The following is a 24,115-nucleotide window of genomic DNA, read 5'->3' as shown; positions in this document are numbered from 1 at the left end:
AGCAAAGATGCATATTCGGGTTGTATTGAGGCATTAATGGTCATGACCGGCCTCCGATTTTTCCAGATCTGCTTTGATCAGGTAACTATTGGTAGCCACCACGCGCTCACCTATTTCAATGCCGCTTATGACTTCAATATAGCGACCATCAGTTACACCGAGCTGCACGGGTCGTGGTTTATATTCATTATCATGATTAACAAATACCACTTGCTTGTCTTCATACTCTTGAATAGCAGTCACAGGCACCATATGACTCACGGCCTTGGTGGTTGTCGTTACCTGCGCTTTTACCAAGGTGCCTAATGGCCAATAGCCACTGCTATTGTCAACAGGGACATTGGCAAGCGAATGCGGACTACTATCGGCAGATGGCGTGAGGTAGGCAATTTCAGATAGCTGCTCAAAGTTTGCATGCCTTAATTCAACAGCTTGTCCGACCTTAATTTTGCCGAGGTGCTGCGAGAACACGGTTAACTGTGCCCACACATCCTTGTAGTTGGCTAAGGAAAATAGTACTTGTCCGTTTGATAACTCACCATTGTTGGCATGCCGCGCTATTACGTTGCCATCAAATGGAGATGTAATTGAGTAGCTTTTTAAACTCTCATTTGATTCTACGACCGCCAAAACATCCCCTTTTTTAACTGTGTCGCCAATATTAACTTTGACATCTTTGATCACACCGTCAAAACGCGCTCTGATATGACTCAAAGAAGCAGGATCTGCACTTATTCGGCCATAAAGTGTGGTCGAGAGGGCAATGTCGCCAGCAATGACATTTGTGGTGGTAATGCCATTTTGCACAGCAGTCTCGTCGCTCATCGTGACGAGCTCACCAGCGTGTTTATCATCCTCATGAGAATCACCGTCTGCGTGTTTGTCTCCCGCGCTCACCGTCCCATGTATCATCATTAGCGTGACGCTTAAAACGAGTACTTTTAATATTGTGAATGTTTTTAATTGAGTAAATTTATTCATGATCGTTACTTCTTATCGAAATGTTTGATGGCTGCTGCATAGTGATGTTGTGCGCTAGCTTTTTGGAAGCGTTGCTCTTTGCAGTATCAGTTTTTGCATTGCTGCTTTGTGGAGCCTTAAGTGCGAGACCGGTAAGCGTTTCAATTTCTGTTTTGCTTAGGTGCACTTGAGACGCCGCGTCAATTAATGTCAGGCGCGTATTTAAGAACTCTTGTCGAGTGGATACCCATTCCAAATAGCTAAACCGGCCATCTAAATAGGCGCTTTCGACTAAATCCAAGGCTTCTGTAAGAGGCGGTATGACAGTTTGTTGGATAGCGTCAACCTTTAATAATCCGCTAGTGTGCTCACCTAAGGCCTGATTAACTGAATGTAAAAGACTGCGCACATTACTCTGTTTTTGGAATTCTATTGCATCAAGGCGAGCTTTTTGCGCCTCGTATTCACCTAGGTTTCGTTTTTGTTGAAACAGTGGCACGCTGATCCCGGCTATTAAAGCGATTTCATCAATACCTTGTATTCGTCGAACACCCGCTGACCACTCAATGTCAGCTCGATTATTGGCTTGCACTAATCTAAGCTGCGCTGCTTGAACACGGCTTTGTTTTGCGAACAACTCTATATGCGGACTGCTTTGGATAGCGGCAGAAAGCATCTCGAATGACCCAATGTCTTGAAACGCAAAAAGCTTACCCTCCACGCGCTTAAAAGTGGGCGTTTGTTCGCCCCACATAATGGCAAGACTGCGCAATGCAAATTGAAGACCTTCTTGAGCTAATTTAACATCGAGTTTTGCTTGAGCTAGCGCTGCTTGGGCGCGTTTTTGCTCTAGCAATGGTGACGCGCCTGCATCAACGCGCTTAGAAACTGCGTTATAGGTATAGAGTGCAAGTGTCTCTGCGTCGTTTTGCACGCCTAAGGTGGCCTGCAATACGAGTGCTTCGATGTAACGACGATTCAGCTCGCCAAGGACATCTAATGTGCGTATTTTCTTTTCCACCTCTTGTTGAATTTTACGCTCGGAGAGTACGTCTAATCTTGCACTAGGCTTGTCGTTGAGCTGTAGTACAGATGACAAGGTCAAACTGACTTCGAGCTCCTTAATGCCCGACACCTCGCCGGTTCCCATAAAGTTCTCTAGTTCAATCCCAGCATTCAGTGCGGGTTTAAGCGCGGCGGTTTTTGATTCACCGTCAATTACTCGCTGTCTAAATTCAAACTCATACAAACTTGGATTATTCGCAAGTGTAAGTCTGATTGCATCTTCAAGGCTTAGCGTTTCTCGCACGGGCGCTTGAACACCTTCATCTAAATAGCGATTAGTTTGCACCGCTTGTGCGGTAATTGGACTCAATGTTAAGCCCAGCATGCAAGCAAACGCCATGGCGCGTGCATGCATAAAAATATGAAACATTTTCATTAGAATATCCTAATAATATTATCAATATTCAGCGTCGCGCGTTTTTTGCAGCGAGACACTTTCGAAAGCGATATTAGGATAGTGTTTTGGGTGGGCGTAGTAATCGGTTGATGGGTGCGTCGATAATCGCATCCAAATAATTAAAGTTGTGGATAGATACCACAGATTGTAGATTGTTGATGTTGTGCTGACTTAACCACTGTGCATGCGTACCGTGGCAGTGGCCACAATGATGGCAATCGGCAGGATTATGGTGATCTGCTTTTACTGACTCACCCAGCGCCTTAGTTGGCATATCGTTTGAAGCTTGATTGTGCTCTGAATGCTGGTGTTCATGTTGCAAATGTTGGGTATCTATTGCATGAAAATCTAATGAATTGGCCACAGCAGAAAACGACTGAAAGAGTATCAGCGAGATCATGATGTAACTTATACGTTTTAAATTTTTCATGGGTGCGAGTTTACCAAGCCTATTTCACTTCGTCACGACATTGTTCATCGGCAAATTCTAGCTCAACGGTAGTATGTTCAAAGTGATATTTGGCTAATGAGCTTTGTATGCTCTCTTTCAATGACTGTATGTGCTCAACGCTGACTTCTCCTTCCAACACAAGGTGGACAGTCATAACATTGCGCTCTCCGTCTAAAGACCAAATATGAAAATGATGGAGGTCGCTTACCTTATCGTTTGCAAGCAAGTCGTTTCGGATTTTTGACATTTGCTCTTCATCTGGCGTTGCCTGTAAAAATAGCATCAGGGTTTCTTTTAGGTTACGAAACACATTGAAGAGGATGAACAAAGTAAAGCCAATGGACAGGATGGGATCTAAAATCGCCCAAGGCTTAAACATTAAGACGATGGATACAATAAATACTGCCACCCAACCGAGAACATCTTCTAGCAAGTGCCAATTAAGCACTCGTTCGTTTAATGATGTTCCTTCGCTTAGTTTATAAGCGGCAAAACCGTTTACTGCCATACCAAAAATAGATAAGGCTAACATCCCCTCTACTTGGGGCATTTCAGGCTCTGCTAAACGAGGGATTGCTTCAAACAATATCCAAATAGAGCCTACCGTGAGCACTAAACCGTTAATCAACGCGCCCAATAAAGAAAAGCGCTTATATCCATATGAGAAGGTTTTATTAGCTGATTTATCGCTAAGTTTGTTCAATCCCCAAGCTGTGCCAATTGACAAACTATCGCCGAGGTCATGCACCGCGTCTGCCATGATAGCGGTGCTGTTGGTCAGCCAACCACCAATAAACTCGATGATGGTGAACACCACATTTAAAAAGAACGCCCAGCCAATGCGCCTTGATGCATCGTCTGAATTGCCATTTGAGTGTGTATTGTTATGTGAATGATTATGACTGTGCATGTTTGATCTTATCCAAGATTACTTTGTTTGCAGGTGAAAGCGGTATGGGTTTAAACGGGCTTACATTTGCCCCGCCAGTATTGCCCTCTGGCAACAAACCAACAGCCGTTTTGGTAACCGCACCAATCAGCCTGAAAAGTTGCCCGAAGACTTCTTTAGTATCCTTGCGTTTTAAGCCAAATTTAAGCATTTCATAGTGTACTCGGGTATGATGAAAAGTAGAGTGTTGACCAATCACATGCGCATCCTCAAGGGCTTTAAATTCTGTTTCTTCATCTTGATTTGTAAATGCATGTTGAGCATCTCTTAATTTTTCTTCTACATAAGGTTTTGCTGCTTGTGTGAAATTCATAACACTTCTCCATTAGATGCGCTGCTATTACGAAGTTCTTGCTTAGCATCTTTTAAGATTAAGACTGCGCCCCGCAAGACGATAAGAGATACAATAAAGCCAATCACTAAATCAGGCCAGCGAGTGTCAAACAAGTAAACCGTCACGCCCGCTGTAATTACGCCCATGTTGGCAATAACGTCATTCGCCGAGAAAATCCAACTCGCTCGCATATGTACTTCGCCACTCTTCTGTTTTCTAATGATTGCTAAACATATAACGTTAGCGATTAAGGCAACAAAACCCATCCCCATCATTAACAATGACTCGGGGTCACTGCCTAATATCAAACGACGAGCAATATCAAATAAAATAATAAGGCCTAGAATCAATTGAAAATATCCGCTAATTTTTGCGGCGTTTGCTTTGTGAATGATGGTCTTACCCACTGCATAAATACCAATGCCATACACCACCGCATCCGCAAGCATATCCATTGAATCTGCAATAAGCGCTGTTGAGTCAGCCAATAACCCTACACTCATTTCAACAACGAACATTACGGCATTAATGCCTAATAACCAATACAACACCCTTTTTTGTTCTTGGTCTTTGATTTCAATGTCGCACCCACAGCCGCTCATAAAAACACTCGCTTTACTGACTTATGACACAAGTGTAAACTCTATACTTGGTATAGAGTCAAGCGCATCAGGTAAAGTAAAATGAAAATAGGACAGTTAGCAGATAAAACAGGCCTAAGTATTCAAACTATTCGCTTTTATGAACGAAAGGCGTTGTTAGCAGCACCACAGCGCACGCAATCGAATTATCGAAGTTATTCGGACGAAGCACTAAAGCAGTTGCTGTTTATTAAGCAATGCCGCGCACTAGATATGACGATTGAAGAAATTAGTTTAGTACTAGAAACACGAACTAACCCAGAAAGCAGTTGCGAAAACGTCAATGCAACAATAGACAAACATATTGATGATATTAAGCATCGAATATCTGAGCTAAACGCTCTACAGAAAACACTTAAATCCATGCGAGCCGCTTGTAACGACGATAAGAAAATCAAGGAATGCGGTGTTTTGCACAGAATAGACAGCATTGTAGATTCGCACTGCCCTGCAAAACGTAACGACTGAGCCTCAATGACTCGTTCGCTAGCGAACGGTATAACAAGTTGTTGCCTCACAATAAATAGTATTTCCAATGAAACGCTAGTTTTACCGATTGGGTTATAAAGTTAAATATCCTGAAATCTATTTAATCCTTGAGCCATCCGCACAATTTCTTGATTTTCCAGTGCCAGTAAGTTGTCCAAAAGTTCTTTATGATGAGGGATTACAGCCTGCTCTCTTAGATAAGAATAAAGTGCTATCACTTCTTGATGTTGTTCAATTACGATTGCTGCAATCTCTGAGTCTGCCTTTTGTTCAAATGCGCCGTCGCAATGTTCGTGTAAAACTATTGGATTCTTTTCCAAATATTCTATAAAGAGCGTTTCCAACTCTCCAGATTCCGCTTTCACTGAAAATGATTTAATAAGCGCTGCTAAATGCTCCTCATGAGCAATCAAGTATTGCATTGCCATTTTTGAGCGCTCAGAATTATTTGGTTCGCAATGCGTGAGGCAGCTTGCTAGTTGTTTATGGAAATCCATGGTCCACTCTAAAATATCTCTTACACTTTCTATTTTCATACTAACTCTCGATATCCCGCACAGATTAAAAAGGCTCCAGACAGAAATTTAAATTAAATACCGCTTAAAATCATAACGGCTAGATTACAGTTGCATTACAAATTTGTCAGATCCGCTCGTTTATGTGTCGTTTCACGTTGGGTCACTTTAAATTAAAAATTAAGCCATGAAAACGTCACCACTTATTCGCTTATTTCAATTAAGAAAGAGGCTAAAACTCTCATCTAGGCTTGACTAGTCATAGTCGGACTGCTTTTTGCACTACTCTCAAATAAGACTAGGAGAGAGTGACTATATGGACATTAAGTTGTGCTCTACTTCCCAAGAACTAGGGCGTTTTGACTTGATTTGTTGTAGAAGAGCGATTTTTTATTTCTGTAAGGTTGATTGCATTATTTACCTACATATGTGAACTTTTTACCCGATATTGACGGGGTTTGAGCAACATTATGAACGCAAATAAAATAGACAAAGAACTACTTGGTGCATTTGTAAAATGCGCTGCGTGCCTTGCTTTGCTTGTTTTATCATTGTCTAGTGTTGCATGTGAGCCTTCAAACAAAAATGATGCAACTGCCAATTTCATTGAGTCTGTAGCGACTCAACATCAATTTGACAATACGCAACATTCGGAACATTCGGAACATCAAAATCACACAGAGTGCGACGGTAAGTGTTGTGACGGTGTTTGTGAGTGTAAATTAGGCTCGTGCTCTAACCTTTCATCAATGGTTGCACCTGTTTTGAAATCAATCAATGCACCATCTTTTTCAAACTTTTATTTCTTCAATTTTTATCATTTCTACTCGGGGTTTAGCCTCCTGAGGCCGCCTAAACTCAACTACAATTCTTAAGCAGTTTGTCAGGTTACTACCTTACAAACATGTAAACAGTGCAGCGTATCGCACATATCGCTAAAGAAGTGAGGTTCTTATGAATAATCGAATGAAGCAACATAGGCGCATTTTTTTGAGAAACGCGGCTTATGCCACTGGTGGCTTTGCCCTGCTAGGTCAGATGAGAGCACCTTGGGCTTTCGCAGAGGGTTATAGCAATAGCAAAAATGACAACAGTATTGCAGAGGTAAACTACGGGGATGCAGTAGTAAGTGGGAAAAACATCAACATGACTATTTCTCGCCAGCAAAAGAAAATTGCCGGCGATGTTGCAAGCCCTATTACCATCAACGACATATCACCTGGCCCATTGCTCCGGTTAAGAGAAGGTCAGCAAGTTAAGATTCATGTTACCAACGAATTACCAGACAGCACGTCTATTCATTGGCATGGTTTTATTCTCCCATTTAACATGGATGGAGTACCTGGCGTTTCATTTCCTGGTATCGACCCGAGCTCTACGTTTACCTATGAATTTGATATAAAACAAAACGGCACCTATTGGTATCACAGCCACTCGGGACTGCAAGAGCAACTGGGGCACTTAGGCCCGGTCATCATTGACCCTTCCGACGGTGACATAGGTGCAGACAGGGAGCATGTCATTCAGTTAAGCGATTGGACCTTTGAAGATCCACACGATGTGTTCAGGCATTTGAAAGTGGCAGAGGGTTACTACAACTATCAACAACGCACCATAAGCGACACTGTTAACGATATTAAAAAGCAAGGTTTTGTTAATACAGTAAAAGAAAGAGCTATGTGGGCCAATATGCGGATGAATCCCAGAGATATTCTCGATGTAACAGGCTCCACATATACATATTTAATGAATGGCAGAGATGCTCAAACCAACTGGACCGCGCTCTATAAGCCCAATGAAAGCATTCGATTAAGGCTCATAAATGGCTCCGCCATGACGTATTTTGATTTTCGTATTCCGGGCCTCGAAATGACGGTAGTGGCTGCTGATGGACAACCAATAAAACCCGTTAAAGTCGATGAACTTCGAATTGCGGTTGCTGAAACCTATGACGTCATTGTAAGGCCAATCGGCACGACTACATACACTCTTTTTGCAGAAAGCATGGACAGAAGTGGCTTCGTTCGTGGAACGCTCAGTACTGAACTTGGAAAAGAAGCGCCTGTGCCAACATTGCGTGAAATGCCAGAGCGTGGCATGGCGGCCATGGGGATGAATTCAGATATGGCCGGGATGGAAGGCATGAACAAGCAATCTAATAAGCCAATGAATAAAGAGGGGTCTTCTGAGTCATCAATGGACACAATGAATGACCATTCATCGATGCATACGCGAGCGCTCCCGGTAGATAATATTAATATAGAGCATGATGAGGAGGGTCATGGACCCGGTGCAAGTATGCTTGCAACAAACCCTACCAGTCGACTTGATGAGCCAGGCATTGGCTTAGAGGACGCAAAACATCGGGTACTATTATACAGCGACTTGACCGGCGCTGAGGAATGGCCCGACACCAGAGAGCCGACCCAAACTATTGAATTACATCTTACTGGCAATATGGAACGTTATATGTGGTCGTTTGATGGACTCAAATTTAACGAAGTCGATGGCCCTATTCATTTTAGGTATGGCGAACGAATTCGTTTGATTTTAGTGAACGATTCTATGATGAACCATCCAATCCACTTGCACGGTATGTGGATGGAGTTAGAAAACGGGAATTATCCGCCCCCCCGAAAACATACGATAAGTTTAAAACCCAGCGAAAAAGTGTCGCTCTTGATAAGCGCAGATGCCCCCGGAAATTGGGCATTCCATTGTCACCTGCTCTATCACATGGATGCGGGCATGTTCAGAATCGTATCAGTCTCGTAGGGGAAATTATATGAAAAACACGTCTAAAATTTTCAGTACTTTACTAATTGGTCTTTGCGCATCGTCTAATGCGCAAGAGATTCCATCAGATTGGCCGAAACCAGTCGAACAGTACAACACGGGCATGATTTTATTTGACCGTTTTGAATATACACGCACAAACGATGAAGAGAACATCGGAGTGTGGGACATGATCGGATGGTACGGCGGTGATACCTATCGCCTTTACTTCAAAAATGAAGGCGAAAACAAGCAAGATGATGGCGAACCAACAGATTTAGAGCGAGCTGAGCTTCTTGCTAGTAAATTAATTGCGCCATTTTGGGAATTTCAAGCCGGTATTGGCACAAGAGGACTGCTAAGTAGCGATACGAGTATGGAGAACTATGCCGTCATTAGCTTGTATGGGGTTGCTCCTTATCAATTCGAAATGGATAACTCCATTGTGATTAATGAGGATGGTGATGTCAGTTTCTCAGTAGAAGCCGAATATGAAATAAGAGTAACCCAAACGTCATTCTTACAACCGAGACTTGCCCTTGCTGGTTCGCTTTCAGAATCTGAAAGGTTTGACCGCCCCTCTGGCTTCAATTCGATACGCTTAGGTTTGCGATATCGCTATGAGTTTGCAAGAGAGTTTGCACCATACGCAGGCTTTTATTGGAGTCGGAGTCTCGGTAATAGCGCTGATATTGCTCGAAACAAGGGTGAGTCGGTAAGTGAAACTGGTTTCGTGGTGGGTGCTCGATTCTGGTTTTAAGTGCTTTAAAAAGGAGCAATCAATGGAAGTAATTATTCAGTTGATGATAGCTTTAGTCGCAATAGGCCTCGCTACGACGAGTCATTTTTTAAGCCTCAGAGCGTTAAAAAATTACGTTGTTAGCTCAGACCTTTCTGCATACTTAAAGCTCATTGCAGTAGTTTATGGCATAACCTTTAGCCAGTTGATAGCTGCCTTTTGGTTCGCCGTAGGGTTTCTGTTATCTATAGAGATCGGTCTAGGCGATTTGCAGGGATCAAGTTCTCTTTATTTTACTGAAATTTATTACTTCTCACTCATTAACTTAACCACCTTAGGACTAGCTCAACTAGAGCCAATTGGGCATTTAATTTTCTTATCAGGTTTGGAGGCAATGACGGGCTTTTTGCTTGTTAGCTGTTCAGCCTCTCTAATATTTAAAACAATGAATCAGTCCTAAAAGGACTGACAGGATAACGTGATGACTAAATATACAAAATTTTTAGCAATGATCTTTACATCAACTGCGGCCATGCTGTTAATGATGTATTTCAATACATATGCATTTGACCACATTTTTTTTAGCGAGACGCGGTTTTACATGGCTATCTACATGGGCTCAATAATGGCAATCATTATGTTGCTATTCATGCTTAACATGTATGAGAACAAAGCCAAGAATTGGACAATTTTGCTAGGTAGCGGACTCATCTTCGTGATCTCACTGTACTTAGTCCGCTCTCAATCAACCATCGCTGATGAAGCGTGGATGAAAGCAATGATACCGCATCACTCTATTGCGATTTTAACTAGCGAGCGAGCCAATATCTCAGATAAGCGAGTCCTCAAGCTAGCAAACGAAATCATTGCGGCGCAAGAGCGAGAGATCAAGGAAATGAAATGGTTATTAGAGGACATAGAGAAGAATGGTCAAGTAAAAACTGAAGCTGAAGTTGAAAGTCGTCAAGTACCGGATTTCGGTCAAAAATAGACACGCCATTGAAAAATTACAAATTACTTATAGTTAGGAGAAAACCATGGAATTAAGAGCAAAATTATATCGAATGCATACAGATGAGCACATTTGTCCCTATGGCTTGCGATCTAAAGACCTACTAAAACGAGAAGGGTATCAAGTAGAGGATCACAAGCTAGCAAGTCGTGAAGAAACCGATAAGTTCAAAAACGAACACGAAGTAGAAACAACCCCTCAAACGTTTATCAATGGAGAAAGAATCGGAGGGTATGACGATCTACGTGAATATTTCGATTTAGGGGAAGCAGGACAAACGGGCACCACCTATACACCTGTCATTGCAATATTTTCAGTTGCATTGTTAATGGCACTAGCAATCGCATATGCCTTTGTTCAAAGCAATTTTTTCATTCAAGTTATAGAATTATTTGTTGCATTTAGCATGAGCTTACTAGCGATTCAAAAGCTTAAAGATCTCTATAGTTTTACGAACTCCTTCATCACCTATGACTTACTCGCTATGAGGAATATACGCTACGGCTACATTTACCCCTTTGCCGAAGCGTTCGCTGGAATCGGAATGCTGGCAGGCCTGTCTGGTTATCTCGTTGGCCCTGTCTCTCTATTTATCGGGACAGTAGGCGCAGTTTCAGTATTCAAAGCGGTGTATATTGATAAGCGTGAACTCAAATGTGCATGCGTGGGCGGTGATAGTAACGTACCGCTTGGCATTGTATCACTCACAGAAAATCTCTTTATGATTGCCGCAGGGTTATGGATGCTCTCAACCGCAATGATTTAAAGACGGTGGAGACATATTTAAAGCTTTAAAAACAAAATAGATTTGTGTCTCCACAAAATAGTCTTTCTTAAACCGCATTTTAAGGAATATTTACAATGAGTTCTCACAACGAAGATTATGAAAAAGGAAGCTTAAGTTTAACCGGTACAATAGCGATGGGCACTGGCGTAATGATTGGAGCAGGAATATTTGCGCTCACCGGTCAAGTCGCGGAATATGCAGGTTCGCTTTTCCCGCTGGCATTCATCATAGCCGCCATTATTAGTGGATTTAGTGCCTACAGTTACATCAAGGTTTCAAACAAATATCCATCTGCGGGCGGGATCGCAATGATATTAAAAAAGGCCTATGGACCAAGTGCCGTGACCGGAGGTGCCGCATTATTAATGGCACTTTCAATGATTATTAATGAAAGTCTGGTGGCCCGAACGTTTGGCACGTACACCCTTCAGTTATTTGATGTGCAAGAAAATAGCATATTAGTCCCAATACTAGCTATCGGACTCATCATTTTTGCATTTGTTGTAAATGTTGCGGGTAACAAGGTAATTGGAAGTGTATCCAAGGTTACAGCCGTTTTGAAAATTGGCGGCATATTAATTTTCGCCCTTGTAGCACTCTGGGCAGCAGGGTTTGCTTTTCAACCCGCTAGCGCTGATGTAAGTGCAAACTCCTCTGCTAGTGGATTTTTAGCTGGGACCGCATTGGCGATTTTAGCATACAAAGGATTTACAACTATCACCAATAGCGGCGACGAGGTGGTCGACCCAAACAAAAATGTTGGGCGAGCAATTATAGTGTCTTTATTAATTTGTTTGGTTATCTATTTATTAGTCTGCTATGCCGTAGGCTCCACATTAACGGTCGAACAGATAGTTGCAGCTAAGGACTACGCACTCGCTGAAGCGGCTCGTCCCGCTATCGGACAGTATGGTGTTTGGTTTACGGTGGGTATTGCAATAATAGCGACCGCATCGGGTCTACTAGCCAGCGTTTTTGCGGTTTCGCGTATGTTGGCAATGTTGACAGATATGAATTTGATCCCCCATCGGCACTTTGGTATGCCCGGTAATATTCAAAAGCATACTTTGGTCTTTACTGTAATTGCTGCCGGACTACTTGCCGCTTTTTTTGATCTTTCAAGGATCGCATCTTTAGGAGCCATTTTTTACCTAGTAATGGATATTATCATTCATTGGGGCGTATTAAAGGTACTTAGAAAAGACGTTGGAGCAAACCCACTGGTGGTGATCACCGCAATTATATTAGATGCTGTTGTTCTTCTCGCATTCATTTGGATCAAAGGCAGTGATGATTTACAGATTATCATCATTGCTGGCATTGGCATTGTTGCCGTTTTTGCCTATGAGCGCTTTTTCCTCAGGCATAAGCGCGAAGATGATGGCGATGAAGGACATGCCCACGATGGCTAGAATGAAAAAACTTTGAGGATATAGTGCGGGAAATGTACGTTTATCGGCCTGAACATTCTATAAAAATGAATCAGTCCGATAGACGTGTGGATAGGAGCTCTACTAGTTACACCTTCACAGATATTGATTGCTTAATTTCACTCGGCTCGGTCTGGTTATTACCATTCACTTTATTCGCCTCCGCAATGGCGCTCTCTTCAGCTTCTTTCTTTTTACAGTTGGACGTTTCTGTTTCTGCTTCTGCTTCTGCTGTTTGATGATTTTTTTCCAATTTGTCATTCACAATCGGTTGATAAACTGGCGTGTTGTTAGAAATCTGCATTGATAATGTCTCCTTAAGATTAAAAAGGTTTTGAACGATGTTTTAAGTCTTTTTATTTAGAGCGCTTGCCCTGATCAGTTGTATGGCAGCTCCATGGCTTACGTTTGGCATTTTCGCGAATATTTTCGTCAACAAATTGATAATAGCCCTCTTTAAAATGCGTCCACCAATCGTCCGAAATGTCGGCTCTGTGCGTTCGAACTATATTCTCGATGCCATCCAGTTCACAATGCGTCGCATCATAACCAATATGAAGCGTGTTGGATGACTCTTCAAAAGACACTGCATCAACGCCGATGGTTGAATCTATATCTCTGATAATTAGGTCTAAATTGTCCGCAGTCACACCCGTCAGTCGAAGGTGACGAATTACTAAATTTAATTCACTCACACCAACTCTATGATGTTTGTTACTCATTGTTTTCTCCTGCCTATAAATATATTGATACCTTCGACCATCGCGTTTTACAAAAAACGTTAATTGCCATATTGTAGATTTGAACTGCTTAATTTAGGGAGCCAAGCAGGCGTGTTATCTTTGTATGCTAAATAACGCTCCCCAAATTCGGCTATCGCAGCCTTTTCTTCACGTTTCGCTAAGCGAATATAGACTAGTGTCAATATTGGAAACATGATCAATGTCGGGATGGTGGGCCATTGCAATAAAAAGCCAAACATTATGATAATAAAAGCTAAATACTGTGGATGGCGACATCTTGCATACCAACCTGTATTGGCAAGCGAATGGTTTTTCTGCGCATGATGTAGAACGTTCCACGCAGAAGATAAAATAAAGAAACCAGCAACTATGAGTACATTGCTAATAATGTGCAATATGCTCCAATGGGCATCCCCCTCAAGACCTAAAATCGTTCGGAGCAAATGTCCATTTTCATGTGCAAAAAAATCTGTGTTTGGGTAAAGCTCTGTTAACCAGCCTGACAAAAAATAGATGGTGAGTGGAAACCCATACATTTCTGTGAACAAAGCAAATATAAAAGCGGAAAAAGCCCCCAAGCTTCTCCAATCGGTCTTTGATTGCGGTTTTACAAAGCTGAATGCAAAAAATATAAAAATGGCCGAATTTATGAAAACTAAGCCCCACAGGCCATAGTCGGATTCACCGTGCATCGTTTTCTCTCTTTTCTTCGATGTTTGTAGTTGTTTTCTGTTGAGGCCTTTCTTTGAACGTCATTTGGTCCTCTTCTGTCTCTTTTTGCTCGTTATTATGACGACCGTGCCCGTGACTCCCATGCATAAAAAAATGCATAAAGGGGCAAAGTAACAGAATCAGGTAAGGCAAATATGGCCACACATGCTCGCCATGCTCAAAAAATAAAAAGTAACTCGCAGCAGCAATGAGTCCCAGTGCAGCCCACCCAGAGGGCGTTTTCCAAAATGATAAATTTGAATTGCTCATATTTATTCTCCTTTTTGAAAGCTAACGAATCATTGAACCGTTATCTTCCCTTTATACATTTGCATTTGACAGTGAAACGCGTACTCACCTGATGGTAGCGCTGGAAGTGATATAACTGTCTTCTTATTTAAAGGTAGCCGTTCTGAAATATCTAAATCGGGTATTGATAGCATTTCTGCGCAAGGAGTCCCATCAGCTCGATGAAATACTATTTGTCTTTCTTCATTCGCTCTGATTTTGATGTGTGCTGGTTGGTAAATACCGTCTTTTACCAAAACCTCTAACGAACCTTCAGCAATACTAATATTGTGCTCTTTGTACAACCAAAACCACCAGACGATTAGAACAATAAGCGCAATTCCTACAAGGTTGATCCATAGCATCATCACAATCTCCTAATGCTCTTTTGCTTTAAAAAATCGCAAACGATTGGCGTTGGTGACGACTGTTAGTGATGAAAACGCCATCGCAGCACCAGCTATTACTGGACTTAATAAAAGACCGAAAAATGGATATAAAACACCGGCAGCGAATGGAATACCCGCAACGTTGTAAATAAATGCTCCGAATAGGTTTTGCTTAATATTGGTTAGAGTGGCTTTACTCACCGCAATTGCGTCAGCAAGACCATGAAGAGAGCCCCGCATTAGCGTAATATCAGCGCTTTCAATGGCTACGTCAGTACCTGTACCTATTGCAAAGCCTACATCTGCGTGAGCCAGGGCGGGTGCGTCATTAATACCGTCACCTGTCATACCCACGATTTCTCCCATCGTTTGATACTCAGCTACTTTATTTGCTTTTTCCTCAGGCATTACTTCAGCCACAAACTCTGTGATACCAGCTTTTTCAGCTACTGCTTTTGCCGTTGAACGATTATCGCCAGTTAGCATTACTACCCGAATTCCATTGTTCTGAAGTCGCTTTATTGCATCAATAGAATCAGTTTTGATTGGGTCGGCAACTGCAATTACTGCAACAAGTGATGAATTAACCGCAAAATACATTGGGGTTTTAGCTTCAGAGGCTAAGCCTTGGGCTTTTTCGACGTAGTCGCTAATGTCAATATTTCGCTCTTTCATTAGCTTTTCGTTACCGAACAAAAGCGTGTCGCCCTCAAGCTGTGCTTCAACGCCCTGCCCAGCAATCGAGGAGAACTGAGTGACTTTTTTAGGTAATATGTTTTTTGATTTGGCACTTTCAACTATCGCCATCGCTAAAGGATGTTCTGAGCCTGCTTCGATACTCGACGCGAGCATTAGCACTTGTTTTTCATCTTGACCGGGTACTAACAATACATCGGTTACCTTAGGTGCTCCCTCTGTAATAGTGCCTGTCTTATCTAAAATCATCGTAGTAATTTTACTGGCTGTTTGCAGCGCCTCGCCGTTTCTTATCAACACACCAGCTTCTGCGGCTTTGCCTACTCCTACCATTACTGACATCGGTGTCGCTAAACCAAGTGCACATGGACAAGCGATGATGAGAACTGTTGTTGCCGACACAATTGCGTAAGCAATAGCTGGAGACGGCCCAAAGTTTAGCCAAACTAGAGCGCTTATTACGGCGATGATCATGACAACGGGCACGAAGTAAGCTGAAATGATATCGGCTAAACGTCCTATCGGAGGCTTTGAATTTTGAGCGCGTTTTACCATGTTGATAATTTGGGCAAGCGCCGTATCTTTGCCTACGCGCGTTGCCTTAAAAATAATTGAGCCTGATTTATTAATCGTACCAGCGACGACTTCTTCCCCCTCTGTTTTTTCTACAGGCATCGGCTCACCGGTCAACATAGATTCGTCAACTGTGGAGTGTCCTTCTACCACCACGCCGTCTACTGATATTTTTTCACCTGGCCTGACGCGAATAAGCTCATCGAGCAACACTTGTTCTATTGGAATATCTTCATCTTTATTGTTTCTAATAACACGGGCTGTTTTAGCTTGCAGGCCAATTAAACGCTTAATCGCTTCTGAAGTCTTACCTCGCGCCTTAATCTCAAGAGCTAAGCCAAGATTGATTAAACCAATAATCATTGCAGTTGCTTCAAAATATACGTGTCTTGCCATTAGGGGAACCACATCAGGAGCAAAAACAACCACCATTGAGTAAAGCCAAGCAGTTCCTGTTCCGAGAGCTATTAATGTGTCCATATTCGCAGAATGATTTTTAAATGAATTCCAAGCGCCCACATAAAAATGTTTACCCGCAAAAACCATTACGCCAAAAGTCAGCAATCCGACGGTTAACCAAACGAGTCTTTCTGTCGTAGTTGTTACTGTCATTTCGCCAACGACCAGACTGTAAATCATCAATGGCACACCAAGCGACAACGCAACGGCCATTTCGCGCATTAATTTTTTGTAGTATTGCCAGTCGGCTTTTTCTTTTTCGTCCAGAGCTTCTTGCTCAGAATCGCTGTCGTCTAATTTTGCTTTGTATCCGGCTTTTTCCACCGCTTCTATAATATTTGAAACCGATGTATCTCCGGTTACCGTGACAACACGCTGAGCGAAGTTCATCTCCGCTCGTTTAACTCTAGGCAGATTGTTTAACGCCGCCTCAATTTTGTTGACGCAACTGGCACAACTGGCTCCTTCAATTATAAATCGATTTTCTGATAGATTATTTGGCTCTTGGTTGGTTATGTCTTTGACCGCAGGAGTTTCGCTCGCTGATTGGGCTTGCTTGCTACAACAACAATTATTCGTTGTCTTTTGGGTAACTTTTTCAGTTGCAGTCATTTAGACTCCGTCGTGTTATTGGCGCGGTTAACTTTTTTCTGTGCTCTGTATTTGCATAGATTCATATTTTTTTGACTCTGATTGCATAGTAATTAGGGGCAATACGGGAGCAAGACAAAAAGCAATAAAGTTGCTTTTAGATTAAACATAATTTTAACGGTGTAAGATGTTAGGAACACGGCACTGGCATTACAGTTTGATTACTTTTCTGTCATTTATGAAATAAATAATTGGTATGCGCAAAAACGACAATGTGAACGGCTACTAATTGACTAGAAGACTTTTAGCTAGAAATTGGACTAACCCAACATTATGAACATCTTTAGGCTATTATTCGCGAGAAGCGAGGTCATGAGTAATCAATGGTGTAGCCCTGAATTTTTAATTAAATCATCACTGACTACGCATAACTTTTTGCGCTTCGAGATAAATATTGCTAAGTGAAGATTCACAAAAATGTATCATACTTTGTGGACGTTTCGACTGGCTGGATTGCCCAAGATAGCGGACGGATCTGTTTTTGGATTTTAGTTGTCATTTTTTGCTAAATACTAGTTTTTTATAGTTGGCCTTGACAGACAAGTAAACGGCAAAAGGGGCAGTACGCCATTCAAATTTGTATGAGAAGTTTGTGCTTTTGAGGACATAGCCAAGGCTTAAAAGCTGGTTATGACGATCTTGATCGCCACCAAACTGGTTAGTTGCGAATTTCAATAGTGTTGTGGCACAGTATGACTTAGCATTCAAACCCAGTGAGAAACAAGACGTAGATAAACTTTTTAAAGCATGCAATAGCGCCATGTCTTATCTTTTTGTAGACCAGTTTTACCTTTGTTGAATAGACAAGAAATAATGTTTATTCTGAGTTAATTTTCTTTTTATTCTAACAAACTATAATTTGGGTTGGACAGTAATATGACCACATCTCTGGACTCAGACCGGGCCCTTGTAAATGAAACGAAAGATCAATTCGGCTTTGTTGGCATAGCACAACGACTTGCCCCGTCAATCGTTGAAGCATCAAAGGGCGATGGCATAGTTATCGGTCTTGAAGGCCGCTGGGGTTCAGGAAAAACGTCACTTTTGAACTTTCTACGCACTGAACTTGTTGCAGCGCAAGACACAGGAATTCATACCATTACAATCGCGCCGTGGCTGAATGGTGATACCTCATCGATGGTCATGTCATTGCTAGGACCGATGACTGCAATACTAAAGGCCAAAGAAGATGAAATTGCTGAAACTGCTGGCAAGAAAAAAATTGCCATTAAAAAACAGATGGCTGAAGTCGGCCGGCTTTTAAAGGACTACGGTCCACAGACGGCCCGGAAGTTTGCGCCAGTTGCCAATCTCGCCGGACACTTCATTCCAGGAGTTCAGATTACAGGAAAAGCATTAGAAGGCGCTGCAACAGTGGCTGAAAAATTTATACCTAGTGGATCAACACCATCTGAGCTAAAGCAAAAAATATCTGACAAAATCCAAGCGTTGGATGTTGGCTTTGTTGTTATTCTCGATGATCTGGATCGCCTTGAACCAGAGCAAGCAGTTGAAGTTGTTCGGTTAGTTCGCTCCGTCGCTGATTTTCCAAAAGTAGCATACCTGATGTGTTACGACCGTGAAATCCTGGCTCAAGCTCTAAAGACGGGTCTGAAAGTTGAAGATGGTGACCTTTTCCTTCAAAAAATCGTGCAGCTCACTTTCAATATTCCGCTTCCAGAGCCATTTGATCTTCGCAACCAATTTCTAGATGAAGCAAAAGCGATCTTTGCCGACGTCATGGGTTCCGACGCCAACGGCGATCTACTAAATGATTTAAAATTAGCTGTAGACCAAGAAGGAATGGGGCTAACTACACCTCGTGAAGTCAAACTTGCTTTGAATAGCATTCGCTTTGTGTTTCCGCAAATCAAAGACGATGTATATTTCCCTGACTTTTGCCGTCTGCACTTGATCAAAATTACAAAATACAAACTTTATCAGTGGATTGAGTCTTATCTTTCAATACGCTCTGTATTAGTCACTGGAGACGCAAGTGTCTCTCTTGATGAAAAGTCTAGAATAGGTAAGCAGTTAAAGACGCTCTTGCCTTCTAAAGATCCTTTCTCTAGCGATTCGATTTGGAATTTGCAACGTTTTATTCCGGGTGTGTCAGAGGCTGAAAAATCAGAAGAAAGCGTTTTTAACAAGATGGATTCGGCTGATGTTGCTGACGCGATTACCCTTAAAAGGCTCGGTAGTCCACTGCATTATCGATTTTACTTTGCTCTCACTGGTCCAAAGACGGTTATGTCAGATGAGGATTTCAATCATATCTTAGCGTTGGCAAGGGAAAATGACGATCAGTTGGCTATTCGCCTTACCGAAGAAGTGATGAAGCGGCGTAACTCAGGCAAAACGTGGTTCGAACATGTGCTAGACCGACTAGACAAAGAATGCATAGCGACCTTGGATGAAGATCAGCTTATTGGGTTAGTTAAAGCGCTGTCCGATATGATGGATAGCGCAATGGCAGCAGACGGTAAACATCGTGTATTTTCTTCTACGCTTGATGGAATTGCTAACAAGGTTGTAAAGAGGTGCCTAAATCGATTAAACGAAGTGAACCCAAAAAAACAGGCTGCGACTGTCCTACAGATAGCAAGAGAAGGAAAGGCGTTGAATTGGTTGGTAGGTAAGTTCTTTAGAAGCCAGTTGTTTCGCCACGGGAAGGTCGGCAAAGAAGAGGTTACCCCGGACCAATGGGAAATTTCAGAAAAGGTTTTGGACGATGCCATCGCTATCTTAAAAGTCCGCGTCAGCAAACAAATTACAAAGGATCTGATACCAGATTTCCCTGACATTAGGGCTTACTTATATGGTTGGCTGAACTTAACTGAAGATGCTCAAGCAATCGACTGGGTGCATGAATACAGCGCTACAGATGAGGGTTTTATTAGGATACTGAACCACCTTAGGGGATGGTCAATGAGTGACAAAGTGTATTACCCTCTGTCTCAAGAGGTCGTCAGTAAATTTTTCGATTGGGATACAACAGTTGAACGCTTGGATAGTTTAAAAGTTGGTGAGTTTTCTGCTCAAGTTGCGGAACTTCAAGCAGCAATTGACCATGCTAACCATTGAGTAGAACGCTGCTTGTTAATTTTTACCCAAAACTGCTCAAGAGTTCAGTTTTACCTGCAAATTAACAATATTGATTGGTATGCCGACTATCGCCTAACTGCCCAAACCCGTCTGTCACTCATTGGATTTTTGAGACTAAAAAAACTACGTTAATTTGAGCAAAAATTTGAACCCGCTATGTCGGCTTTAGGCTCGGAACGGCCGGCCGCAGTACATCAATAATCAAAAAGTGGTATGATACTCTTTTGTAAAGCATGACACTTTCGGTGTTTGTCAGCCTACACCAATCTACACTATTGTAAGTTTCCCAGAATACACATTCATCGCGCTATAAAACTCATACTCGCCTGGCGGATAAGCGGAAAAGTTCACCGATACTTGTTTATTAAGTTTGAGTCTTATCGATAATCCTAGCTCCGGAAAGAGCAGGTATTCAGAGCATAAATTTGAATCCGTTCTCAGAAAAACAATTTGATTAGCTTTACTAGCTTTCAATTTAACCCTTGGGGGTTGATAGTGAAAGTCTTTTACCTCGACTAAGATACTGTTGTGTCGATGTCGCTTTTTAATGTGCTGGCGAAAACTTAGTATTAGTAGTAAACATATTAAAAACAATGCGCCGCTAATCCATGGCATTTTAGAATCCTTTTATATAGTTCGCTGAACAGCTACTTTTTGTTTATAAAGAAACGCTCGTTCAAGCGATATTTAAGTTGGTTGGTACGTCTTGATTTATCAGGAGAGCGAATGAAAAAAAATAGGGCAGCCATTGCTACCCTTATTGGTTTGAGCAATGTCTAATTATTTATCGAACTCCACCATATCATGTTGGTATATTTCTCCTGTGACCACACTAGCGGTTGCAAAGTGTTCATCCTGCTTTTCTCCGAGACTCACTTTGCCCACAAACTCACGAGAATAGCCAGTTTCACCCTCATTTATAACAAGCTTATCCATTACCGTTCTGTAAACGTTAAATACATCGCCTGTTTCGAGGCTTTCTGTGTTTGCAACGCAAATAACAAGAGTGTTGTCATCTTTGACACTAACAACTTGGCCGCTCATTACATAATCATGGTATAAACTGTTGGCACAACCGCTTAGAAGCGCAGTTGCGATTAATATCAGTGTCGCTAATCTTAGTGTTTTATTCATTTCAAATTCCTTTAATACGTTTATCCTTAGCTCAAAACGCAACTACCTTGCTATCAAGCGGCGCAAACCATCATGCATATTAGTTGCTTGGCATCTATTTGTGTTCATGCACCTTTTTGGATTTTTCTACGGTATGCCCCATCATTTGCTCCATCATTTTTTCCATCATCTGAAGGCGCTTTTCCATCATGGACATTTTCATTTCAGCAGACATTTCCTTGCCATGCATCATGCTTGAATCACCTTTAGACTGATGCATCATGCCCATCATGTCTTGCATGCTTTTAGCATGCTCATTGAGCATTTGTTCTCGTTTCGCTGGGTCGTTTTCTTGTTTTATTTTCTCTAAGGCACTGTTCATTTTTGTAATGTGCTCATTCATCTTTTCTATCGATGCATCATCCATCATATTCATCGGCATATGCGATTTATCGCTGTGTTGATGCGCACTGGTGATACTTAATGGGGAAAACATCAAAAGTGAGGAAAAAGCGATTATAAGTAGGTTTTTCATATTCAATTTCCTTGTTGTTGAGTTAATGATTTCTGTCTTTCGATGCAAACAAAATCTGCTTCTTGCATCAAATTTTGAAATGTAACTGTAATTCAAAATAAACGTTGTTTCACGGCAGAAGCATTACAATTTGATTACCTTTTGGTAATTAAACTTTGTGTAGTAATTAACTTGCAGGAGGGTTAAGCGGACTAGCATGAAAATGCGAAAGGTGGAAAAAAAATTTTGACAATAAGATAAACGCTGCCGACCCATTAATAACAGGAAATCGACAGCGCGGTGTTTTTAATTAGACCAATGAATATGCGTGATTTTCCAATCATCATTCAACTTTTCTAAACCTATGGTTTCGTTCCCAATATGGTTTACTTCTTTTCCTTTGTATCGCCCTTTCACCAAGCTTCTCGACAAAGATATTGCATGTGTGCCGTTTTCTTTTACATGATGCTCTATAAGCTCAATTTGCATTTGTGACAAATACTTCATATCAGAGAGCATATGATGACTTGCATACTCTTGGGCGCTTCGCTCCACACCCTTTCCTTCAAAAATTAAAACATCATCTGCCAAAAGGCTTGCAGCTAAGTCGCCATTCCCTGTTTCTAAAGCTTTATGAAATTTAAGCACTAACGTCGCTGCATCGGAATCTGTTCCGCTAAAGTACTGTGATTCTTCGTTGTGTTTCTCATCTCCATGAGCATTAACTACTGCACTAAATGACAATAGAAATGCAAAAACAGTCAAGGGTCTTAAAGCAGTCATTTTCATAAACATTTTCCTTTTCTTATTTTGGCGAAAACGCCGATTATTTATGTTAAAGGTTCGGGCTCAGCGCAGTAGTTAACAGCGCTGTAAGAGACAAAATGAAAAGCCCAATAATGAACTCAAATTTGATTGATTTGAGTAATTTAAAGCGCACATTTTGATCGTTAGGTAGCCTAGGTACCCAAAAAAACTTATGCCCAGCTGCTAACGTGAGCATTAGAGCAACTGCAAAAAGTTTGGATAAAAAGGCAAGTCCATATTCGGTGAATATAAGGGTCGATGGGGAAGACAGTAGCTGTATCAACATTACTACACCAACCGTGACTAAGATAAACACCAACACTATGGCAATGTTACCGTAACGTTTCATGACGAAAGCTAATTCGGAGTGATTGAGTAATCTACAAGCAGTAATCAGTGGGTATAACGAGCCTACCCACGTCAAACCAATGAGGGAATGGATAACAATTTGAATTTCGCCCAACGTGACAAACTGACTAGCATGTCCGGTCAGGGAAAAAGTAAACGCTAGCGGCAATGAAAACATTGCGGTGCTTGTTAGCAGTAGCTTGAATGACACTAAACTCTGGTCACGTTTGAGTTTTTGTAATAGAAACCACGTAAGCAACGCGAACAAAACAAAGATAGCGCTACGAATTGCGGCAATAGTTCCTACCTGTGAGTGCCACATCATCTCCACCATGAAAGGAGAAAACATACCCGCTAATCCTTTCTCCGCCATATAGCCAGTCTGAAGAAAAAAACCAGCGACACTAGCAAAAAAACCAACAACTGAAAGCCGAAAAGAATAGTTTAAGGTAACCAGTTGCCAGCTTTTATGAGCCTTGAATGCTACGCGCTGCTTGCTGCCTTTTAAAAGTAACAAAGTAGCGCTAGAGCTCATAACACCCATCATCCCTAAATAGACTAGGAATTTGCCTAACACTAAAAATGCGGTCCACCATTCTGGCAACATATCGATTTACCTATTTAACTCTTAATAACTAATGAGTCATACCTGAATGATCCATCGAAGTATTTTTCATGTCTTTGTGCTTCATTCCTTTCATTTTTTTGCTCACATGCACCATAAATGAAAGCTGTCCCTTCATTTTATGACCGTCATCTCCCATAATGGTCCATGAGACTACGTAAGTATCCACAGCAAGCAAAGGTAAGCTGAAACTATAGTTTTTGTTTGCGTCCATCGAAGGTTCAAAGCCAACATCCACAAGCTCACCTTTTTTACTTTTAACCTTTAAGTCAACAAGACGCACATCATCTGCAAAATTGAGAGCCAGGTTGTCTGGACTTTCCATCAACATAGCATTGTCTTTCGGCATTGATGAGGCCAACGATGTATGAGCATATGCTTGTATGCTTAAGCTCAGACTTAAAACAAAAAGTGCGATGATTATTGATTTCATATTATTTCCTTAATAGATAGTTTGTTTAAATAATGTAGTTGTTCTTGTTTGATGTCGTAAAAAGTGAATCGTTGGTGATAGGCCGAATTTCACAGACGCATAGTCGCGGGCGAAAA

27 protein-coding genes are annotated in these 24,115 nt (G+C 41.7%); 8 read left to right on the top strand and 19 right to left on the bottom strand.

The genetic code is table 11. From position 1 onward, the window contains the following. Positions 1–33: 33 nt before the first annotated feature. The 6 genes from AMBT_RS07180 to AMBT_RS07155 form a co-directional block, all read right to left on the bottom strand. The gene (locus AMBT_RS07180) at positions 34–981 is read right to left on the bottom strand and encodes an efflux RND transporter periplasmic adaptor subunit (protein ID WP_013783946.1); all 948 of its coding nucleotides are present in this window, start codon (positions 979–981) and stop codon (positions 34–36) included. Further along, on the bottom strand, positions 974–2,401 hold the full coding sequence (locus tag AMBT_RS07175; protein ID WP_013783945.1) for a TolC family protein: 1,428 nt from the start codon (positions 2,399–2,401) through the stop codon (positions 974–976). Before AMBT_RS07175 ends, AMBT_RS07180 begins: the two co-directional genes overlap by 8 nt. A 73-nt stretch (positions 2,402–2,474) precedes the next feature. Next, positions 2,475–2,852: a hypothetical protein gene (locus AMBT_RS07170; protein ID WP_013783944.1), complete on the bottom strand. Its 378-nt coding sequence runs from the start codon at positions 2,850–2,852 to the stop codon at positions 2,475–2,477. Positions 2,853–2,871: 19 nt separating this feature from the next. Next, on the bottom strand, positions 2,872–3,783 hold the full coding sequence (locus AMBT_RS07165) for a cation diffusion facilitator family transporter (RefSeq protein WP_013783943.1): 912 nt from the start codon (positions 3,781–3,783) through the stop codon (positions 2,872–2,874). Then, positions 3,770–4,135, bottom strand: coding sequence for a DUF3703 domain-containing protein (locus AMBT_RS07160; protein ID WP_013783942.1), 366 nt, complete (start codon positions 4,133–4,135; stop codon positions 3,770–3,772). The genes AMBT_RS07165 and AMBT_RS07160 overlap by 14 nt, the downstream gene beginning before the upstream one ends. Further along, complete coding sequence (locus tag AMBT_RS07155) at positions 4,132–4,758, bottom strand: cation efflux transmembrane domain-containing protein (protein ID WP_013783941.1); 627 nt, start codon at positions 4,756–4,758, stop codon at positions 4,132–4,134. The genes AMBT_RS07160 and AMBT_RS07155 overlap by 4 nt, the downstream gene beginning before the upstream one ends. Before the next feature lie 81 nt (positions 4,759–4,839). Between AMBT_RS07155 and cadR the strand changes: the two genes are divergently transcribed. Next, a complete protein-coding gene (gene cadR, locus AMBT_RS07150; protein ID WP_013783940.1) occupies positions 4,840–5,265 on the top strand; it encodes a Cd(II)/Pb(II)-responsive transcriptional regulator in 426 nt (141 codons plus the stop codon). A gap of 101 nt (positions 5,266–5,366) precedes the next feature. Here the strand turns inward: cadR and AMBT_RS07145 are convergent, their stop codons facing one another. Continuing rightward, positions 5,367–5,822, bottom strand: a complete 456-nt coding sequence (locus tag AMBT_RS07145) for a hypothetical protein (RefSeq protein ID WP_013783939.1) — start codon at positions 5,820–5,822, stop codon at positions 5,367–5,369. 933 nt (positions 5,823–6,755) lie between these two features. Here AMBT_RS07145 and AMBT_RS07135 point away from each other — a divergent pair. The 6 genes from AMBT_RS07135 (at position 6,756) to AMBT_RS07110 (ending at position 12,526) form a co-directional block, all read left to right on the top strand. Beyond that, positions 6,756–8,576, top strand: a complete 1,821-nt coding sequence (locus AMBT_RS07135; protein ID WP_041452515.1) for a copper resistance system multicopper oxidase — start codon at positions 6,756–6,758, stop codon at positions 8,574–8,576. A 10-nt stretch (positions 8,577–8,586) separates the two neighbouring features. Then, on the top strand, positions 8,587–9,336 hold the full coding sequence (locus AMBT_RS07130; RefSeq protein ID WP_013783936.1) for a copper resistance protein B: 750 nt from the start codon (positions 8,587–8,589) through the stop codon (positions 9,334–9,336). A gap of 22 nt (positions 9,337–9,358) precedes the next feature. Next, positions 9,359–9,775 carry a hypothetical protein gene (locus tag AMBT_RS07125; protein ID WP_013783935.1) on the top strand — a complete coding sequence of 139 codons (417 nt, stop codon included), beginning with the start codon at positions 9,359–9,361 and terminating at the stop codon, positions 9,773–9,775. Positions 9,776–9,796: 21 nt separating this feature from the next. After that, positions 9,797–10,306 (top strand): DUF305 domain-containing protein, encoded by a 510-nt coding sequence (locus AMBT_RS07120; protein ID WP_013783934.1) that lies wholly within the window; start codon positions 9,797–9,799, stop codon positions 10,304–10,306. A gap of 46 nt (positions 10,307–10,352) precedes the next feature. Next, the gene (locus AMBT_RS07115; protein ID WP_013783933.1) at positions 10,353–11,093 is read left to right on the top strand and encodes a MauE/DoxX family redox-associated membrane protein; all 741 of its coding nucleotides are present in this window, start codon (positions 10,353–10,355) and stop codon (positions 11,091–11,093) included. Positions 11,094–11,188: 95 nt separating this feature from the next. Next, positions 11,189–12,526 (top strand): APC family permease, encoded by a 1,338-nt coding sequence (locus tag AMBT_RS07110; RefSeq protein WP_013783932.1) that lies wholly within the window; start codon positions 11,189–11,191, stop codon positions 12,524–12,526. Positions 12,527–12,632: 106 nt separating this feature from the next. Here the strand turns inward: AMBT_RS07110 and AMBT_RS07105 are convergent, their stop codons facing one another. The 6 genes from AMBT_RS07105 to AMBT_RS07080 are packed head-to-tail and all read right to left on the bottom strand — an operon-like array spanning position 12,633 to position 17,015. Continuing rightward, entirely contained in the window at positions 12,633–12,848 is a 216-nt protein-coding gene (locus AMBT_RS07105) for a hypothetical protein (protein ID WP_013783931.1), read from the bottom strand. Positions 12,849–12,900: 52 nt separating this feature from the next. Further along, positions 12,901–13,266 carry a hypothetical protein gene (locus tag AMBT_RS07100; protein WP_013783930.1) on the bottom strand — a complete coding sequence of 122 codons (366 nt, stop codon included), beginning with the start codon at positions 13,264–13,266 and terminating at the stop codon, positions 12,901–12,903. 59 nt (positions 13,267–13,325) lie between these two features. After that, a complete protein-coding gene (locus AMBT_RS07095) occupies positions 13,326–13,979 on the bottom strand; it encodes a methyltransferase family protein (protein ID WP_013783929.1) in 654 nt (217 codons plus the stop codon). Beyond that, complete coding sequence (locus tag AMBT_RS07090; protein ID WP_013783928.1) at positions 13,969–14,268, bottom strand: DUF2933 domain-containing protein; 300 nt, start codon at positions 14,266–14,268, stop codon at positions 13,969–13,971. The genes AMBT_RS07095 and AMBT_RS07090 overlap by 11 nt, the downstream gene beginning before the upstream one ends. 29 nt (positions 14,269–14,297) lie before the next feature. Next, a complete protein-coding gene (locus AMBT_RS07085) occupies positions 14,298–14,654 on the bottom strand; it encodes a cupredoxin domain-containing protein (RefSeq protein WP_013783927.1) in 357 nt (118 codons plus the stop codon). A 9-nt stretch (positions 14,655–14,663) separates the two neighbouring features. Continuing rightward, positions 14,664–17,015, bottom strand: coding sequence for a heavy metal translocating P-type ATPase (locus AMBT_RS07080; RefSeq protein WP_013783926.1), 2,352 nt, complete (start codon positions 17,013–17,015; stop codon positions 14,664–14,666). A 915-nt stretch (positions 17,016–17,930) separates the two neighbouring features. Between AMBT_RS07080 and AMBT_RS07070 the strand changes: the two genes are divergently transcribed. Then, the gene (locus AMBT_RS07070) at positions 17,931–20,138 is read left to right on the top strand and encodes a KAP family P-loop NTPase fold protein (protein ID WP_013783924.1); all 2,208 of its coding nucleotides are present in this window, start codon (positions 17,931–17,933) and stop codon (positions 20,136–20,138) included. 288 nt (positions 20,139–20,426) lie between these two features. Here the strand turns inward: AMBT_RS07070 and AMBT_RS23150 are convergent, their stop codons facing one another. The 6 genes from AMBT_RS23150 to AMBT_RS07040 form a co-directional block, all read right to left on the bottom strand. Then, the gene (locus tag AMBT_RS23150) at positions 20,427–20,774 is read right to left on the bottom strand and encodes a cupredoxin domain-containing protein (protein WP_013783923.1); all 348 of its coding nucleotides are present in this window, start codon (positions 20,772–20,774) and stop codon (positions 20,427–20,429) included. A gap of 165 nt (positions 20,775–20,939) precedes the next feature. Beyond that, positions 20,940–21,293, bottom strand: a complete 354-nt coding sequence (locus AMBT_RS07060) for a hypothetical protein (protein ID WP_013783922.1) — start codon at positions 21,291–21,293, stop codon at positions 20,940–20,942. A gap of 94 nt (positions 21,294–21,387) precedes the next feature. Continuing rightward, a complete protein-coding gene (locus tag AMBT_RS07055) occupies positions 21,388–21,807 on the bottom strand; it encodes a hypothetical protein (RefSeq protein WP_013783921.1) in 420 nt (139 codons plus the stop codon). Between the two features lie 285 nt (positions 21,808–22,092). After that, positions 22,093–22,575 carry a YybH family protein gene (locus tag AMBT_RS07050; protein ID WP_013783920.1) on the bottom strand — a complete coding sequence of 161 codons (483 nt, stop codon included), beginning with the start codon at positions 22,573–22,575 and terminating at the stop codon, positions 22,093–22,095. A 46-nt stretch (positions 22,576–22,621) separates the two neighbouring features. Further along, positions 22,622–23,548: a CopD family protein gene (locus AMBT_RS07045; protein WP_013783919.1), complete on the bottom strand. Its 927-nt coding sequence runs from the start codon at positions 23,546–23,548 to the stop codon at positions 22,622–22,624. A gap of 28 nt (positions 23,549–23,576) precedes the next feature. After that, on the bottom strand, positions 23,577–23,999 hold the full coding sequence (locus AMBT_RS07040; RefSeq protein WP_013783918.1) for a copper resistance CopC family protein: 423 nt from the start codon (positions 23,997–23,999) through the stop codon (positions 23,577–23,579). Positions 24,000–24,115: the final 116 nt, after the last annotated feature.

The organism is Alteromonas naphthalenivorans, from assembly GCF_000213655.1.
GTDB lineage: Bacteria > Pseudomonadota > Gammaproteobacteria > Enterobacterales > Alteromonadaceae > Alteromonas > Alteromonas naphthalenivorans.
Note: the sequence above shows the minus strand (reverse complement) of the source record. Positions and strands in the feature narration are given on the sequence as shown.

Bases quoted from the DNA above. Each gene is read 5' to 3' on its own strand.
- AMBT_RS07105 (WP_013783931.1), bottom strand. From the start codon at position 12,848: ATGCAGATTTCTAACAACACGCCAGTTTATCAACCGATTGTGAATGAC.
- AMBT_RS07055 (WP_013783921.1), bottom strand. From the start codon at position 21,807: ATGAAAAACCTACTTATAATCGCTTTTTCCTCACTTTTGATGTTTTCC.
- AMBT_RS07130 (WP_013783936.1), top strand. From the start codon at position 8,587: ATGAAAAACACGTCTAAAATTTTCAGTACTTTACTAATTGGTCTTTGC.
- AMBT_RS07095 (WP_013783929.1), bottom strand. From the start codon at position 13,979: ATGCACGGTGAATCCGACTATGGCCTGTGGGGCTTAGTTTTCATAAAT.
- AMBT_RS07135 (WP_041452515.1), top strand. From the start codon at position 6,756: ATGAATAATCGAATGAAGCAACATAGGCGCATTTTTTTGAGAAACGCG.
- AMBT_RS07125 (WP_013783935.1), top strand. From the start codon at position 9,359: ATGGAAGTAATTATTCAGTTGATGATAGCTTTAGTCGCAATAGGCCTC.
- AMBT_RS07115 (WP_013783933.1), top strand. From the start codon at position 10,353: ATGGAATTAAGAGCAAAATTATATCGAATGCATACAGATGAGCACATT.
- AMBT_RS07100 (WP_013783930.1), bottom strand. From the start codon at position 13,266: ATGAGTAACAAACATCATAGAGTTGGTGTGAGTGAATTAAATTTAGTA.
- cadR (WP_013783940.1), top strand. From the start codon at position 4,840: ATGAAAATAGGACAGTTAGCAGATAAAACAGGCCTAAGTATTCAAACT.
- AMBT_RS07160 (WP_013783942.1), bottom strand. From the start codon at position 4,135: ATGAATTTCACACAAGCAGCAAAACCTTATGTAGAAGAAAAATTAAGA.
- AMBT_RS07045 (WP_013783919.1), bottom strand. From the start codon at position 23,548: ATGTTGCCAGAATGGTGGACCGCATTTTTAGTGTTAGGCAAATTCCTA.
- AMBT_RS07060 (WP_013783922.1), bottom strand. From the start codon at position 21,293: ATGAATAAAACACTAAGATTAGCGACACTGATATTAATCGCAACTGCG.
- AMBT_RS07175 (WP_013783945.1), bottom strand. From the start codon at position 2,401: ATGAAAATGTTTCATATTTTTATGCATGCACGCGCCATGGCGTTTGCT.
- AMBT_RS07080 (WP_013783926.1), bottom strand. From the start codon at position 17,015: ATGACTGCAACTGAAAAAGTTACCCAAAAGACAACGAATAATTGTTGT.
- AMBT_RS07180 (WP_013783946.1), bottom strand. From the start codon at position 981: ATGAATAAATTTACTCAATTAAAAACATTCACAATATTAAAAGTACTC.
- AMBT_RS07070 (WP_013783924.1), top strand. From the start codon at position 17,931: ATGACCACATCTCTGGACTCAGACCGGGCCCTTGTAAATGAAACGAAA.
- AMBT_RS07110 (WP_013783932.1), top strand. From the start codon at position 11,189: ATGAGTTCTCACAACGAAGATTATGAAAAAGGAAGCTTAAGTTTAACC.
- AMBT_RS07085 (WP_013783927.1), bottom strand. From the start codon at position 14,654: ATGATGCTATGGATCAACCTTGTAGGAATTGCGCTTATTGTTCTAATC.
- AMBT_RS07040 (WP_013783918.1), bottom strand. From the start codon at position 23,999: ATGAAATCAATAATCATCGCACTTTTTGTTTTAAGTCTGAGCTTAAGC.
- AMBT_RS07145 (WP_013783939.1), bottom strand. From the start codon at position 5,822: ATGAAAATAGAAAGTGTAAGAGATATTTTAGAGTGGACCATGGATTTC.
- AMBT_RS07050 (WP_013783920.1), bottom strand. From the start codon at position 22,575: ATGAAAATGACTGCTTTAAGACCCTTGACTGTTTTTGCATTTCTATTG.
- AMBT_RS07120 (WP_013783934.1), top strand. From the start codon at position 9,797: ATGACTAAATATACAAAATTTTTAGCAATGATCTTTACATCAACTGCG.
- AMBT_RS07165 (WP_013783943.1), bottom strand. From the start codon at position 3,783: ATGCACAGTCATAATCATTCACATAACAATACACACTCAAATGGCAAT.
- AMBT_RS07090 (WP_013783928.1), bottom strand. From the start codon at position 14,268: ATGAGCAATTCAAATTTATCATTTTGGAAAACGCCCTCTGGGTGGGCT.
- AMBT_RS07155 (WP_013783941.1), bottom strand. From the start codon at position 4,758: ATGAGCGGCTGTGGGTGCGACATTGAAATCAAAGACCAAGAACAAAAA.
- AMBT_RS23150 (WP_013783923.1), bottom strand. From the start codon at position 20,774: ATGCCATGGATTAGCGGCGCATTGTTTTTAATATGTTTACTACTAATA.
- AMBT_RS07170 (WP_013783944.1), bottom strand. From the start codon at position 2,852: ATGAAAAATTTAAAACGTATAAGTTACATCATGATCTCGCTGATACTC.